Source organism: Enterobacter sp. 302C9 (assembly GCF_034106085.1).
GTDB classification, from domain to species: Bacteria; Pseudomonadota; Gammaproteobacteria; order Enterobacterales; family Enterobacteriaceae; genus Enterobacter; species Enterobacter asburiae_B.
Genome location: NZ_JAWNBW010000001.1, coordinates 316,513 through 330,474, shown reverse-complemented (window position 1 = coordinate 330,474; position 13,962 = coordinate 316,513). Strand labels below are relative to the sequence as shown.

The following is a 13,962-nucleotide window of genomic DNA, read 5'->3' as shown; positions in this document are numbered from 1 at the left end:
CTTACGCCCCCAGCGTGGAGCCGCCGTCCACCACGATATCCTGCAGGGTGATATGGCTGGCGGCATCGGAAGCAAGGAACAGCACCGTGCTGGCAATCTCCTGCGGACGAGCGATTTTGCCCAGCGGAATGCCGAGCTTGAACTGCTCGCCAAAGCCGCGAATACGCTGCTGCTCCGCGTCGTTGCTTTTCCACAGGGTGCGCTGCATATCGGTATCCGTTGAGCCCGGCGACACCAGGTTACAGCGCACGCCGCTGCCCGCCAGCTCCAGCCCGACGGTCAGGGCCAGGCTTTTCAGCGCCGCCTTCGACGCGCCGTAGGCGCTCATGCCGATGCGCGGCGCGTGCGCCGCGTCGGACGCCACGGTGACTATCGCCCCGCCCTGCTGACGGCGGAACTGGCCCATCGTCTGCTGGAACAGGTTGAACGCGCCGCCGACGTTGACCGCGAAGGTCTGCTGCCAGTCCTCCTGCGAAAGCTGGTCCGTCGCCCCCATGCGCAGAATGCCCGCCGCGTTGACCAGCACGTCCAGCCGTTCAAGCGACGCCAGCGCCCGCTCGCACACTTCATGCACCTGCGCGGCATCCGCCACGTCCAGGGTTTCAGTGGCGAACGGATAATCCCCCAGCGGAAACGCCAGATCGAACCCGGTCACCCGTGCGCCCGCCTCCACAAACGCCAGCGCCGTCGCGTAGCCAATCCCCTTACCCGCGCCCGTCACCCAGACGGTTTTACCGGTGAAATCCAGACCCATCACTTCACCTCGCGGGAAAGCAGCGCCCACCAGGCGTCGATGGTGGGATTTTTTGCCAGCATCACGAAGTCGATATCGCCGTGCACTTTGCGCCAGCGGGCGGCCAGCGCCATCATGCGCACCGAGTCCAGGCCGTAGTCGATCAGGTTTTCGTCATCCATCGGCTCGTCGGACTCGTCCAGCAGCGGCAGGATCAGCTCACGCAGCGCGGCTTTGGTCGCCGGAACGGAAGGCAGCAGCTCGTCGGTCATCACCACGCGGCCCGAGCGTCCGGCCACGTAGTTGAGCGACATCAGGTGCTCGTCGCGGGTGAAATCCGCCAGCGCGTCGGCGATAAAGAACGGTTTGATGTCGCGCATAAAGGCATCGGTGGCGGTGGTCATACAGCCGATATGGGCGTAAACGCCGGTAATCAGCAGCTGGTTGCGGCCGGTTTCTTTCAGCATCTGCTCCAGCGGCGAGCGGTGAAACGCGCTGTAGCGCCACTTCACCAGCACCGTGTCCGCTTCGTCCGGGGTCAGTTCGCGGACAATGCGCTGCTGCTCCGGCGAGCGGGTCAGGCCCGGCCCCCACATGTCGTTCAGCAGGGCGCGGTCTTCGTCGCTCTGCTCTTTCGGCTGAGCGGTGTAGTACACGGGAATATTGTGCGCTTTGCAGTAAGCGCGCAGTCTGGCGATATTCGCCACCACCTGCTGCATCATCGCGCTGTTTTCGCCCCAGAAGTTCAGGAAATACTCCTGCATATCGTGGATCAACAGCGCGGCGCGTTCAGGCTCAAACGCCCAGTTCACTTTACTGGTCGGCAGCTCTGCGGCGGTCGGCAGCGCGTAAGCGGTTAATTTTGGAATGGCCATACTCTGTTCCTCAGCCCCGGGCGCGTTCAGCAAGCCACAGGCGCAACTGTTTCTTATCGACTTTGCCGACCGGCGTCAGCGGGAGCGCATCCACGCTCTCCACGCGGTCCGGCAGCTTGAATTCGGCAACGCCCTGCTCGCGCAGGAAGCGGCGCACCTCGACCGCGCGCAGGGGCTGTTTCACCACCAGATACGCGCAGCTTTTTTCGCCCAGCAGGCTGTCCTCCATACTCACCAGCGCGGCGTGGATCACCGCCTCGTGGCGCAGCAGCAGGTTTTCAATCTCTTCGGCGGCGATCTTCTCGCCGCCGCGGTTGATCTGATCCTTCTCACGCCCCTGCACGGTGATGTAGCCCTGCTCGTCGATGGCGATGAGATCGCCGGAGCAGTAAAAGCCGTCGGCGTCAAAGGCGCTGGCGTTGTGTTCCGGGCTGTTGAAATAGCCGCGGAAGGTATACGGCCCGCGCGTCATCAGACGCCCGACCTCACCGCGCGGCAGCGGGTTACCGTGCTCGTCCGCCACCCAAACTTCGTCGTCCGGGCACATCGGGCGGCCCTGGGTGTTGATGATGCGCTCCGGCGCGTCGTCGAGCGCGGTATAGTTCACCAGTCCTTCCGCCATGCCGAACACCTGCTGAAGCTGGCAGCCGATTTCCGCCGGAATGCGCGCCGCGAGCGTGGCGGAGAGACGTGCGCCCCCCACCTGCAGCAGCCTGAGGGATTTGAGCTGCGCGTTCCCCGCGCCGTCGGCAATCGCCTGCAGCCAGAGGCTCACCGCCGGAGGAACCAGCGAGGTGACGTTAATCTGATGCCGTTCAATCAGCGGGAAGCAGAGCGTGGCGCTCGGATCGCTCGCCAGCACCACGCAGCCGCCCGCGGTGAAGACGCCTAACGATCCCGGCGAGCTCATGGCGTAGTTATGCGCCGCGGGCAGCGCGTTCAGGTAACGCGTTTCGGCGGTGATGCCGCAAATCTCGTTGCTGCGGCGGATGCTGTAGTCGTAATCGTTGTGCGTGCGCGGGATCAGCTTCGGCGTGCCGGTGCTGCCGCCGGAAAGCTGGAAAAACGCCACTTCGTCGGCGGGCGTCGGGTTCGGGATGAAATTGTCCGCCGGACGCGCAATCGCCGCTTCCAGGGCGTGTTCGTCCTTATCGCCGCGCAGCAGCACGACGCGAACCGAGCGGTGCGCATTCACAAAGGTGTTAAGAAAATCATCGCCCGCAAACAGCGCGTGGTCGCGATCGGCAATCAGCACGGCGGGTTTGATCTGCTCCGCGTAGGCGTTCAGCTCGCTGCGCTGATGGCTAAAGAGCGCGTTCACCGGCGCGACGCCGATTTGCAGCAGCGCGAAGAAAGTGATGTAGAACTCGGCCACGTTTCCGAGCTGCACCAGCGCCGTCTCGCCGCGCTGCAGCCCGCGCGCCTGAAGAGCGGACGCCAGATTGTTTACCGCCTGATTAAACGCGCGGTAGGTGATGTGCCGCTCGCCGTCGATAATCGCCACGGCATCGCTGTCCGCGCGATCCGTCAGGATGTGGGTCAGCGGCAGATCCTGCCAGTAGCCTTTTTCACGGTAGCGGCGGGCGAATTCCTCAGGCCAGCGGGTAAAAGGAATGGTCATGAGCGATCCTTAGTGCAAGCCAAACACGTTGAGCATGGTGGAGAGCTTCACGCCCGTTTCGCGCCATTCGCCCACCGGCGAAGAGGCAGGGACAATGCCCGCGCCGGCAAACAGGCGAACGCTATTTTCGCGAAGACGCGCGCAGCGGATGGTCACCACCCACTCGCCGTTGCCTTCGCTGTCGCACCAGCCGACGATGCCGCCGAACAGCTCGCGGTCGAACGGCTCCAGCTCGGCGATCAGCTCTTTTGCCGCCTCATGCGGGAAGCCGCTCAGCGCCGGGGTCGGGTGCAGCAGGCAGGCCAGAGTCAGGGCGTTTTCGTTCTCGCGCGCGTCACCCTCAACCGGCGTCGCCAGATGCCACAGCGTCGGCGTGGTGATGAGTTGCGGGGAAGACGGCATGCTCAGGTGGTGGCTGCGCGGTGCCAGAATGGCCTTCATCGCCTGAGTCACCAGGTCGTGCTCGTGACGGTCTTTTTCGGAGGCCAGCAGCTTATTGCCCGCTTCGCGATCCAGCACGTCGTCCGGCTGACGGCGCGCGGAGCCTGCCAGCGGCAGCGAGCTAAAGTGCGCGCCCTCTTTACGCAGCAGCAGTTCGGGGCTGGCGCCGAGCAGCACGCCGCCGTCTTCCAGCGGCACGTGGAAGTTAAAGCTCGCCGGGTTCTGGGCGATCAGGCGCTCCATCAGCGCACCGCTATCAATGTGTTTGTCGGTCGCGATATCAATCAGACGCGACAGCACGACCTTGTTCACCTGCGGCGTGGCGGTGAGCGACGCGGCGCGAGCGACCATCTCTTCAAACACGGGCTGCGGCGGGATCTCGGTGCGTTGTTCCACCTTCAGCGCCTGCGAGCCGGAAAAATAGCGTGCGGACTGCTGACGCGCCGGACGGGAAAAGGTCTGCCAGCGCTGCGGAATAAACAGAGAAGATGGCTTGCGGGTATCGAACGGAATAGCCCCCACCATCACCGGATGAGCGATACCGTTAGCTTTCGCATTCCGGAAGGCCTGGGCTAATTTTTGCTGGAATTGCCCGGCCGGATCGTCACCGCCGACGGCGGGTTCAGAGAAGCGGGCAAGACAGCCTGAGGTAGTAAAACTGCGGTAAGGCGACATAAAGAAAAAGCTGTCTGATTGCAGCGTGGTCGCGGTGTGCTGAACTTCCTCAGCCAGGGACGTGTCCATATCATCCTCCTCAAAATGATAAAAGAAGCAATAATGATTATCATTTATATTTTCGTCGGCTAACCTAATCCCACATCGCTTCGCTGTCAACCGTCGGACAAATAACTTATGCGACAAAAGCTTGCATCCCTTCGCATCAACCATGAAAATGAGAAGCATTATCTTCAACGAAAACAGGATGTCGCGCTGTGAAATTCCCTGCCCTATTCCGTAATACCCTGCTTTTATCTGGACTTTTAGTTTTAGGACTTGCCTCAGCCGCTGCCGCCGACTGGCCGCGTCAGGTGACCGACAGCCGAGGCGTTCACACGCTTGAGAGCAAACCGACGCGCATTGTCTCCACCAGCGTGACCTTAACTGGCTCCCTGCTGGCGATTGACGCGCCGGTCGTTGCCAGCGGCGCGACCACGCCGAACAACCGCGTGGCGGATGCGCAGGGCTTTTTGCGTCAGTGGGGCGATATTGCGAAACAGCGCAAGGTTGCGCGGCTGTACATTGGCGAGCCAAGCGCCGAAGCGGTCGCCGCGCAAATGCCGGATCTGATTTTGATCAGCGCTACCGGCGGGGATTCCGCGCTGGCGCTGTACGATCAGCTCTCCGCCATCGCCCCAACGCTTATCATCAACTACGACGACAAGAGCTGGCAGGAACTGCTGACGCAGCTGGGCACCCTCACCGGGCAGGAAAAACAGGCCGCAGAGCGCATTGCCGCGTTTGATAAACAGCTCGCGCAGGTAAAACAGCAGATGAAGCTGCCGCCGCAGCCGGTGAACGCCATCGTCTACACCGCCGCCGCGCACAGCGCCAACCTGTGGACTGCGGAATCGGCGCAAGGCAAGCTGCTGCAACAGCTGGGCTTTACGCTAGCGGATCTACCCGCCGGGCTGCACACCTCAAAAAGCCAGGGCAAACGCCACGACATCATCCAGCTGGGCGGTGAAAACCTGGCGACGGGGCTGAACGGCGAAGGGCTGTTTGTGTTTGCCGGCGATCGGAAAGACGTGGATGCGATTTACGCCAACCCGCTGCTGGCGCATTTGCCGTCGGTGAAAAACAAACGGGTCTGGGCATTGGGAACGGAGACGTTCCGCCTGGATTATTACAGCGCGGTGTTGGTGTTGCAGCGTTTAGAAGCAATCTTTGGGTAACAGCTGCGCCCGGTGGCGCTTCGCTTACCGGGCCTACGAGTGCAAAATGTAGGCCGGGTAAGGCGCAGCCGCCACCCGGCAAATCACACCGGAGCACTCTCCTGCCTGAACCGCCGCAATTCCACCAGCGCCACTAACAAAATCACGCCAATAATTGCCAGTACAAACCCGCCACAGCTCGCCGAGGCCACCGGAGTCATCATCGCCCCCAGCCCGCCGAGGATCGCCGCACCAATCGCATCCCCCGTGACGTTCTGCGCCGTCCACAGGCCGTTAATGCGCCCGAGCATCCCTTCCGGCGTCTGGGTCTGGATCAGGGTGTACTGCAAAAGCGAGCTGATGGCGCTCAGCCAGCCGAAAATCACCAGACACAGCACCCCGAGCGCCCACACCGGCATCAGGCTGAAGAAGCCGATGGCGATAAACGAGGCCAGCGTGGCAAGCAGCATAATCAGCCCCGGACGCGCGCCCTGTGCCAGGTTGCCGCTGGTCAGCGCCCCGCACGCCGCGCCGAGCGGAATGGCGGCGTAGAGAATGCCAATCTCCGAGGCGCTCATCTGCCACTCTCCCGCTAATGCCGGGTAGAGCACGCGCACGGCGCTCGCCATGGTCAGCAGGCCGCCGAGCAGCGCAATCCCGCCAATCAGCGGGTTGCTGAACAGGAAACGAATCGCGGCCATCAGCGATTTCAGCGGATGCTCGCGCGGCTGCGGCGGAGGCGGCAGCAGCGGCAGGCGCAGCAGCGTCAGCGTGGTAATGAAGGTTCCCGCCGCCGCCAGCCCGTAGTTCCACGCCACGTTGCCGGACGCCAGCAGCAGGCCGCCCACCATCGGCGAAATCACCGAGCCCAGACGCACGGTGAGCATGGTAATCGCCCCCGCCTGCATCAGGTTCTCGCGCCCGACCAGCGCGGGCGTCGCCGCCAGCAGCGCCGTCACGCCCAGCGAGGCGAAGAAACCGTCCCACAGCCCCAGGGCATAAATCGCGATCAGCGACGGCTCCGGCAGCATCGCGTTCAGACACAGCCCAATAAAGCCCACGCCGCAGGTGCCGCGCGCCAGCAGGATCAGCTTTTTACGCTCGTAGCGGTCCGCCAGCACGCCGCCGACCATCAGGCCGATGAACATCGCCCCGCCGGTTAAGGTGACGGATAACCCCACTAGCCAGCTGGAGTGCGTCATGGTCTGGATCTGGACCGGCACGGCGACGCCAAGCAGGCCGAGGGACAAAATGGAGATAAAGCGAGCGATAAAAACGGCGCGATACGCCGGGTGCGTTTTCAGCAGGCTGAGGTTGAGCAGCCAGGATTTTTGATTCATGACAAAGCCTTGAGTCTATTTCTACCCATTCCATGGGCGCACATGCTAACATAGCCAAATAAGATAGATAACGATAATCACTATCATTATCAAATCATGGATGTTGCTATGTCGTTTTCCTCTTCTTCGGTGCGCGCCGTTGCCGTGCCCGTTTTATTGCTGCTGTTGATCCTTGCGGCTGCACTCAGCCTGCTGGTCGGCGCGAAGCCGCTGCCCGCGTCCGTTATCGTTGATGCGCTCTCCGGCACCTGCCAGAGCGCCGACTGCGTCATCGTGCTCGACGCCCGTCTGCCCCGCACGCTTGCCGGACTGCTGGCCGGTGGCGCGCTCGGCCTTGCCGGTGCCCTGATGCAAACCCTTACCCGTAACCCGCTGGCGGATCCCGGTATTCTCGGCGTTAACTCCGGCGCCAGCTTTGCCATCGTGCTCGGCGCGGCGCTGTTCGGGTTGACCTCGCCCTCCGAACAGCTGGTGATGGCCTTCTGCGGCGCGCTGGCCGCCTCGCTGGTGGTCGCCTTTACCGGCAGCCAGGGCGGCGGGCAGCTGAGCCCGGTACGCCTGACGCTTGCGGGCGTGGCGCTCGCGGCGGTGCTGGAGGGCTTGTCCAACGGCATCGCCCTGCTCAACCCGGACGTCTACGACCAGCTGCGCTTCTGGCAGGCCGGCTCGCTGGATATCCGCACCCTCGAAACCCTAAAAGTGGTGGCGATCCCGGTCATTATCGCCGCCGCCGTGGCGCTGTTTTTAAGCCGGTCGCTCAACAGCCTGAGCCTCGGCAGCGACACCGCGACCGCCCTCGGCAACCGCGTGGCGCGCACGCAGCTGACTGGACTTCTGGCCATCACGATTCTGTGCGGCAGCGCGACCGCCGTGGTCGGTCCGATCGCCTTTATCGGCCTGATGATGCAGCACATGGCGCGCTGGCTGGTGGGGGCGGATCACCGCTGGTCGCTGCCGGTGACCCTGCTGGCGACCCCTGCCCTGCTGCTGTTTGCCGACGTGCTGGGCCGCCTGCTGGTGCCCGGCGAGCTGCGCGTCTCGGTGGTCAGCGCCTTTATCGGCGCGCCGGTGCTGATTTTCCTGGTACGCCGTAAACGCGGAGGTGGCGCATGATGGCCCCGTCCCGTCGTTTACTCACCAGCATCTGCCTGCTGAGTATTGCCATTCTGCTGCTGGCGGTCTGGAGCCTGCGCAGCGGCGCGGTGACGCTCGACTTTGCTCAGGTCTTCAACGCCCTGCTCGGCAGCGCGCCGCGCAACATCACCATGGTGGTGACGGAGTGGCGCCTCCCGCGCGTGGCGATGGCGATTCTGGTCGGCGCGGCGCTCGGCGTGAGCGGTGCGATATTCCAGTCGCTGATGCGCAACCCGCTCGGCAGCCCGGACGTGATGGGCCTTAACACCGGGGCCTGGAGCGGCGTGCTGGTGGCGATGGTGCTGTTTGGTCAGCACCTGACGGCCATTACCTTTACGGCGATGGCGGGCGGCATTCTGACGTCATTACTGATCTGGGCGCTGGCCTGGCGCAACGGTATCGACACCTTTCGCCTGATCATCATCGGGATCGGCATCCGCGCCATGCTGATGGCCTTTAACACCTGGCTTTTACTGCAGGCCTCGCTGGAAACCGCGCTCTCCGCCGGGCTGTGGTACGCCGGATCGCTCAACGGCCTGACGTGGGGCAAAACCTGGCCCGCCGCGCCGCTGATTTTGCTGATGTTTATCGGCGCGCTGCTGCTGGTGCGGCGCATGCGTCTGCTGGAGATGGGCGACGACAGCGCCTGCGCGCTGGGCGTGGGCGTCGAGCGCTCGCGCCTGATGCTGATGCTGGTCGCCGTACTGCTGACCGCCGCCTCCACCGCGATTGCCGGGCCAATCTCGTTTATCGCCCTCGTGGCACCGCACATCGCCCGGCGACTTAGCGGCACGGCGCGCTGGGGATTAACCCAGGCGGCGCTGTGCGGCGCGCTCCTGCTACTGGCCGCCGATCTCTGCGCCCAGCGGCTGTTTATGCCTTATCAACTGCCGGTGGGCGTGGTGACCGTCAGCCTCGGCGGGATTTACCTCATCGTCTTGCTCGTTCAGGAGTCACGCAGGAAATGACTGATTCAACCCCCCGCTTGCGCGGCGAAAACTTAACCCTCTGCTACGGCAAAAAAATCATTGCCCGTGACTTATCCGTCGCCATTCCGGACGGCCATTTCACCGCGATTATCGGCCCGAACGGCTGCGGCAAATCGACCCTGCTGCGCACCCTGAGCCGCCTGATGACGCCGGCTGAGGGCAGCGTGTTCCTCGACGGGGAGCAGATCCAGCGCTTCGCCAGCAAAGAGGTGGCCAGACGCATCGGTCTGCTGGCGCAAAACGCCACCACGCCGGGAGACATCACGGTGCAGGAGCTGGTCTCGCGCGGGCGCTACCCGCATCAGCCGCTGTTTACCCGCTGGCGTAAAGAGGATGACGAGGCGGTGAACCGCGCGATGCTGGCGACGGGCATCACCGATCTCGCCCAGCAGAGCGTGGACACCCTCTCCGGCGGACAGCGTCAGCGGGCGTGGATCGCCATGGTGCTGGCGCAGGAAACGTCGATCATGCTGCTGGACGAGCCGACAACCTGGCTCGACATCAGCCATCAGATTGACCTGCTGGAGCTGCTGAGCGAGCTGAACCGCACGCAGGGGTATACCCTGGCGGCGGTGCTGCACGACTTAAACCAGGCGTGCCGCTATGCGACGCATCTGATTGCGCTTCGCGACGGTGAGATCGTGGCGCAGGGCGCGCCGAAAGAGATTGTAACGCCGGAGCTGATCGAGCGGATCTACGGCATGCGCTGCATGATTATTGACGATCCGGTGGCGGGTACGCCGCTGGTGGTGCCGCTGGGCAAGCGTGCGGTCTGATGCCCTCACCCCGGCCCTCTCCCACAGGGAGAGGGAGCAAACCCAACAAACATCAACCACGGATGCGTAGGCCGGGTAAGGCGTAGCCGCCACCCGGCGCTTTTGACGTTACCCCAATATCTCCCTCAACACCGGCCCTATCTTCTCAAACGCCTGCGGTGAAATGATATCCACGTGGGCGCAGTCCTGGCTGTACACCTCAAGCTCCGCCACCCACGGCGCCCAGGCGACCTGCGGATCCATCGTTCGCGTGCGCTCGGCGACAAACAGCGTCGCTTTGCCGTCAAAGCGCGCGCTGCGCGCCGTGGTGAGCAGCCGCACCGCGTCGGCGTAGTTGCCCTCGATAGCGTTAAACAGCTCGCTGGAGCCCTGACCCTGCTGGGCGGCGATAAACGCCTGACGCTCGCGCTCGATTTCCGCCAGCACCTCGGGGTCGAGGCCGTTGGCCTCTTTCTCCGACCAGTTCTGGGTTTCCGGCGGCCAGGTGTCCAGCAGGCCGAGGAAGGCCACCGCTTCACCCTGCTCGCGCAGACGGGCGGCAATACCCTGCGCCAGCGTGCCGCCGAGGGAATAGCCGAACAGGTAATACGGCCCCTGCGGCTGCTGCTTACGCAGCGTAGCCAGGTGATGCTCAATCACCCCATCCAGATCCGCACGCTGCTGCATTGGACCGTCCGGACGCGGCGACTGAATGCCGACGATGGACCAGCGCGGGCTGAGGTAGCGTGCCAGGACGCTAAACTGCCAGGCAAAGCCGGACGCCGGATGGAAGCAGAACAGCGTCGGACCGTCGCTTTCGCGCAGCGGAAGAAGGGTTTCATACCCCAGACGCTGCGCCTGCTCGTCGCTCATCTGCGAGTCCAGCAGCGCGCTGAGCTTGCTCACCGTTGAGGCGACCATTATCTGCCCCGGCGTAACCTTGCGCTCGAACTCGCGGCTAAGCTGTGCCGCCAGGCGCATCGCCAGCAGCGAGTGTCCGCCGAGGGCAAAGAAGTCGGCCTCAATGTCGTTGATCTCGCAGCCCAGCAGGGCTGAAAACGCCTGCGCGACGGCAATTTCGGTTTCCGTCTCCGGCGCGCGCCCGAAGGATTTACTCGTCAGCTCCGGCAGCGGCAGCGCCTTGCGGTCCAGCTTGCCGTTCGCACTGAGCGGCAGCGCGCTGATTTGCAGCAGCACCACCGGCACCATATGCGGCGGCAGCTGTGCTTTTAGTGCTTCCATCAGCGCGTCGCGATCCAGCGGTAAGCCGGATTCGGAAACCACATACCCCACCAGCTGGCGGGCATCGCCGCCGGTGGCTGCCGCCTGGTTGAACACGCAGGCGTGCGCCACGGCCTGGGCCACGTCCGGCAGCGACAGCATCGCCCGGTCGATTTCGCCCAGCTCGATGCGCTGTCCGCGGATTTTTAACTGGTCATCGCTGCGGCCGAGATATTCCACCGCGCCGTTGTCCAGCCAGCGGGCAACGTCGCCGGTACGGTACATCCGCTCGCCCGGGGCGAACGGGTCGGCAATAAAGCGGCTGGCGGTGAGGTCCGGACGGCCCAGATACCCCTGCGCCAGCTGAATCCCGGTGAGATAAAGGTCCCCCGCCACGCCAAACGGCACCGGGCGCATCATCGCATCCAGAATGCGCAGCCCCGTGTTCCACACCGGGAAGCCGATCGGCACGCTGTTGCCTTGCACCGCCGCCAGCTCGGGGCCAAACGCCGGATACCAGCTGACGTCAACCGCCGCTTCGGTTGGGCCATACAGGTTGTGCAGCGGCGCACGGGTGAGCTGCTCCCACTCGCGGCACAGCTCGGTCGGCAGCGCTTCGCCGCTGCAGAACACCTGCTTAAGCGTTCTGCAGCAGTCGACGTTTTCCGGCGTCAGCGAGGCGACAAACGCCGCCAGCATCGACGGCACGAAGTGGGTAGTAGTCACGCCGTACTGCGCGAAGAAGCTCTGCATCGCCTGCGGGTCGCGGTGCGCGTCCGGCTCGGCCATCACCAGCTTCGCCCCGGCGATAAACGGCCACCAGAACTCCCACACCGACACGTCAAAGCTGCACGGCGTTTTCTGCGCCACCACGTCAGTCGCATCCAGCGGGTAGTGGTCCTGCATCCACTTCAGGCGGTTGACGATGGCGGTATGGCCGACCATCACCCCTTTCGGACGCCCCGTCGAACCGGAAGTAAAGATGATGTACGCCGTCTGCTCCGGCTTCGCCAGTCGCAGCGGTTTTGCATCCGCAGCCGGTAAAAGGGTGTTGTAACTAAAGGCAGTAATCGGCAGATCGCTAAAGCGCGGAAGCTGCTCGTCGGTGGTAATGAGCAGGGATGGCTTCGCGTCTTCCAGCATCATCCGCAGGCGGTCATCCGGGTAGCCGGTGTCGAGCGGCAGCCACGCGGCGCCGGCCTCGACGATGCCGTGCAGCGCCAGCGTCAGGAACACCGAGCGCGGCAGGGCCACCGCCACGCTGTCGCCCGGCTTCACGCCGCGCGCGCGCAGCAGGTTTGCCAGCGCCACCACCTGCTCACGCATCTGACGATAGCTGAGCTCAATATGCGCGTCCGCCAGCGCGGGGGCGTCCGGCGTTTTGCTCGCCTGCTCCGCCACCAGATCCGCCAGCGTGGTGGCCGGCAGCGCCAGTCCGGTATCGTTGATGCGCGCAAGCCTCTGGTATTCCTGCTCTAAAACGGTTTCCACTTCGCCGCAGCGCAGGTCCGGGTTGGCCGCAAACTGCATCAGCATCGCGTTCAGGCGCGCGACGTGACGGGAAAGCGTCGCCTCATCGTAACGCTGCTTACTGGCGAGGATCTCAATGCTCAATCCGCCCTGTTCGTCCGGGAACAGCGCCAGCTCAAGGTCGTTCACCGGGCCGGTGGCCAGCGTGTGGGTGATGGCCTCCACGCCGTCGATATCCAGCTGATAATCAAACACCTTCACGTTCAGCACCGGGCCAAACAGGGCTTCTTCGCCTGCGGCACGCCCGCTGTCGCGCACGATCTGCTCGGCGTCGTAGCGCTGGTGGCGGCGCATTTTTTTCAGCTGGTTGGCCAGGCGCAGCGCCAGCTCCGGCAGGCTCTCCTGCGGATTGATATTCACCGCCAGCGGCAGGACGTTGAGCACCGGCCCGGTCGCGGTCAGCGCGGCGGAGCCCATGCGTCGCATAAAGATAAACCCGGCGGCGTAGTCCAGCCTTCCGGTCAGGCGGCCCAGCCACAGCGCCACCAGCGCAAGGGCCAGATCGGTACGCTGCGCCTGCCCTGCCGCCTGTGCAAGCTGGCTAAAGGCGCGACCGTCGGCGGCGATTTTGAGGCGCAGAATATCGGTAGTAGCGGCGCGTCCCGGCAGCGGCGCGGAAGAGAGCGAGACCGGAGAAGGAAGCTGCCTGCGCTGCTCCGCCCAGAAGGCGCCGTCGCGCTGATACGCCTCGCTGTCGCGATAGCGCTGATACTCTTCCACCACTTCGGCAAATGGCGTAAAGGGGGAGTCAGGAGTCGGTTCATCCTTTTTCCACGCGGCGTAAATCGCGGCGATCTGGCGGGTAATGGCCGGGAAGCTGAAGCCATCCACCACCAGATGGTGATAGCGCTGATACCAGTACCAGTGGCTTTCTCCCACCTGAATCAGCTGGTGAAACGCCAGCGGCTGACCGCTATCGACGCGCAGGTTCTGGTGGAGATCGGCCTCCATCAGCGCCACGGCATCTTCGTGAGAGGCAACGCGAACGATGGACGGCTCCGGCAGAATGAGAGTGTCATCCACCCACTGCCACACCTCGCCGTTATCCTCGGCAAAACGCATCCGCAGGGTATCGGCCTGCATCATGCCTTCAGCAATCGCTTTTGCCAGCAATGACGCGTCGATATCGCCTTTCAGCTCGGTGTAGTGCGCCACGCTCCAGGCGTTTGGCAGCGTGGACAGCTGCTCCGCCATCCAGATACCCGGCTGGGCGGCAACGAGAGGAAGACGGTTCATGCGCTCCCCTCCGCAAAATGGGACGGTTCAAGCGTGCGCCAGTGCCCGGCCAGCCACTGCTGGCAAGCCTCCTGGGACTGCGCCTCGCACACCACGCGCCACCCCGCCGGCAGTTCGCACTGCTGCGGCCACAGGCTGTACTGCCCCTGGTCGTTTTGCAAAATGGCGAACTGTCCCTGCGGATTATCGAAAGGATTGCTGAATTCCATACAGACT

At 63.9% G+C, this 13,962-nt stretch carries 11 protein-coding genes; 4 read left to right on the top strand and 7 right to left on the bottom strand.

Going from position 1 to position 13,962, the window contains the following annotated elements:
* Position 1: 1 nt before the first annotated feature.
* From entA to entC, 4 genes are read right to left on the bottom strand one after another with little or no spacing between them, the layout of a single operon-like run.
* On the bottom strand, positions 2–757 hold the full coding sequence (gene entA / locus UR289_RS01560; protein ID WP_320709071.1) for a 2,3-dihydro-2,3-dihydroxybenzoate dehydrogenase EntA: 756 nt from the start codon (positions 755–757) through the stop codon (positions 2–4).
* Complete coding sequence (locus UR289_RS01555) at positions 754–1,608, bottom strand: isochorismatase (RefSeq protein ID WP_033144898.1); 855 nt, start codon at positions 1,606–1,608, stop codon at positions 754–756. Before UR289_RS01555 ends, entA begins: the two co-directional genes overlap by 4 nt.
* 10 nt (positions 1,609–1,618) lie before the next feature.
* Positions 1,619–3,229, bottom strand: a complete 1,611-nt coding sequence (entE, locus tag UR289_RS01550; RefSeq protein ID WP_320709070.1) for a (2,3-dihydroxybenzoyl)adenylate synthase EntE — start codon at positions 3,227–3,229, stop codon at positions 1,619–1,621.
* Positions 3,230–3,238: 9 nt separating this feature from the next.
* Positions 3,239–4,414 (bottom strand): isochorismate synthase EntC, encoded by a 1,176-nt coding sequence (gene entC, locus UR289_RS01545; RefSeq protein WP_320709069.1) that lies wholly within the window; start codon positions 4,412–4,414, stop codon positions 3,239–3,241.
* A gap of 188 nt (positions 4,415–4,602) precedes the next feature.
* On the opposite strand from entC, the gene fepB reads away from it, so the two are divergent.
* On the top strand, positions 4,603–5,562 hold the full coding sequence (gene fepB, locus UR289_RS01540) for a Fe2+-enterobactin ABC transporter substrate-binding protein (protein WP_320709068.1): 960 nt from the start codon (positions 4,603–4,605) through the stop codon (positions 5,560–5,562).
* 83 nt (positions 5,563–5,645) lie between these two features.
* Here the strand turns inward: fepB and entS are convergent, their stop codons facing one another.
* Entirely contained in the window at positions 5,646–6,881 is a 1,236-nt protein-coding gene (gene entS, locus UR289_RS01535) for an enterobactin transporter EntS (RefSeq protein WP_232938437.1), read from the bottom strand.
* A 108-nt stretch (positions 6,882–6,989) separates the two neighbouring features.
* On the opposite strand from entS, the gene fepD reads away from it, so the two are divergent.
* Genes fepD through fepC form a run of 3 tightly spaced genes read left to right on the top strand, consistent with a single transcriptional unit; the run spans position 6,990 to position 9,780 of the window.
* Positions 6,990–7,994: a Fe(3+)-siderophore ABC transporter permease gene (gene fepD, locus UR289_RS01530; RefSeq protein WP_320709067.1), complete on the top strand. Its 1,005-nt coding sequence runs from the start codon at positions 6,990–6,992 to the stop codon at positions 7,992–7,994.
* A complete protein-coding gene (gene fepG / locus UR289_RS01525; RefSeq protein ID WP_087822848.1) occupies positions 7,994–8,983 on the top strand; it encodes an iron-enterobactin ABC transporter permease in 990 nt (329 codons plus the stop codon). The genes fepD and fepG overlap by 1 nt, the downstream gene beginning before the upstream one ends.
* On the top strand, positions 8,980–9,780 hold the full coding sequence (gene fepC, locus UR289_RS01520; protein WP_232938439.1) for an iron-enterobactin ABC transporter ATP-binding protein: 801 nt from the start codon (positions 8,980–8,982) through the stop codon (positions 9,778–9,780). Before fepG ends, fepC begins: the two co-directional genes overlap by 4 nt.
* Before the next feature lie 108 nt (positions 9,781–9,888).
* Here fepC and entF read toward each other — a convergent pair whose 3' ends face one another.
* Together entF and UR289_RS01510 are read right to left on the bottom strand one after the other, a co-directional pair.
* Complete coding sequence (gene entF, locus UR289_RS01515; protein ID WP_320709066.1) at positions 9,889–13,746, bottom strand: enterobactin non-ribosomal peptide synthetase EntF; 3,858 nt, start codon at positions 13,744–13,746, stop codon at positions 9,889–9,891.
* The gene (locus tag UR289_RS01510; RefSeq protein ID WP_032662857.1) at positions 13,743–13,955 is read right to left on the bottom strand and encodes an MbtH family protein; all 213 of its coding nucleotides are present in this window, start codon (positions 13,953–13,955) and stop codon (positions 13,743–13,745) included. Before UR289_RS01510 ends, entF begins: the two co-directional genes overlap by 4 nt.
* Positions 13,956–13,962 lie beyond the last annotated feature (7 nt).

Excerpts from the sequence above, each read along its gene's own strand:
- UR289_RS01555 (WP_033144898.1), bottom strand. The coding sequence starts at position 1,608 with ATGGCCATTCCAAAATTAACCGCTTACGCGCTGCCGACCGCCGCAGAG.
- entE (WP_320709070.1), bottom strand. The coding sequence starts at position 3,229 with ATGACCATTCCTTTTACCCGCTGGCCTGAGGAATTCGCCCGCCGCTAC.
- entC (WP_320709069.1), bottom strand. The coding sequence starts at position 4,414 with ATGGACACGTCCCTGGCTGAGGAAGTTCAGCACACCGCGACCACGCTG.
- entS (WP_232938437.1), bottom strand. The coding sequence starts at position 6,881 with ATGAATCAAAAATCCTGGCTGCTCAACCTCAGCCTGCTGAAAACGCAC.
- fepD (WP_320709067.1), top strand. The coding sequence starts at position 6,990 with ATGTCGTTTTCCTCTTCTTCGGTGCGCGCCGTTGCCGTGCCCGTTTTA.
- fepG (WP_087822848.1), top strand. The coding sequence starts at position 7,994 with ATGGCCCCGTCCCGTCGTTTACTCACCAGCATCTGCCTGCTGAGTATT.
- fepC (WP_232938439.1), top strand. The coding sequence starts at position 8,980 with ATGACTGATTCAACCCCCCGCTTGCGCGGCGAAAACTTAACCCTCTGC.
- entF (WP_320709066.1), bottom strand. The coding sequence starts at position 13,746 with ATGAACCGTCTTCCTCTCGTTGCCGCCCAGCCGGGTATCTGGATGGCG.
- UR289_RS01510 (WP_032662857.1), bottom strand. The coding sequence starts at position 13,955 with ATGGAATTCAGCAATCCTTTCGATAATCCGCAGGGACAGTTCGCCATT.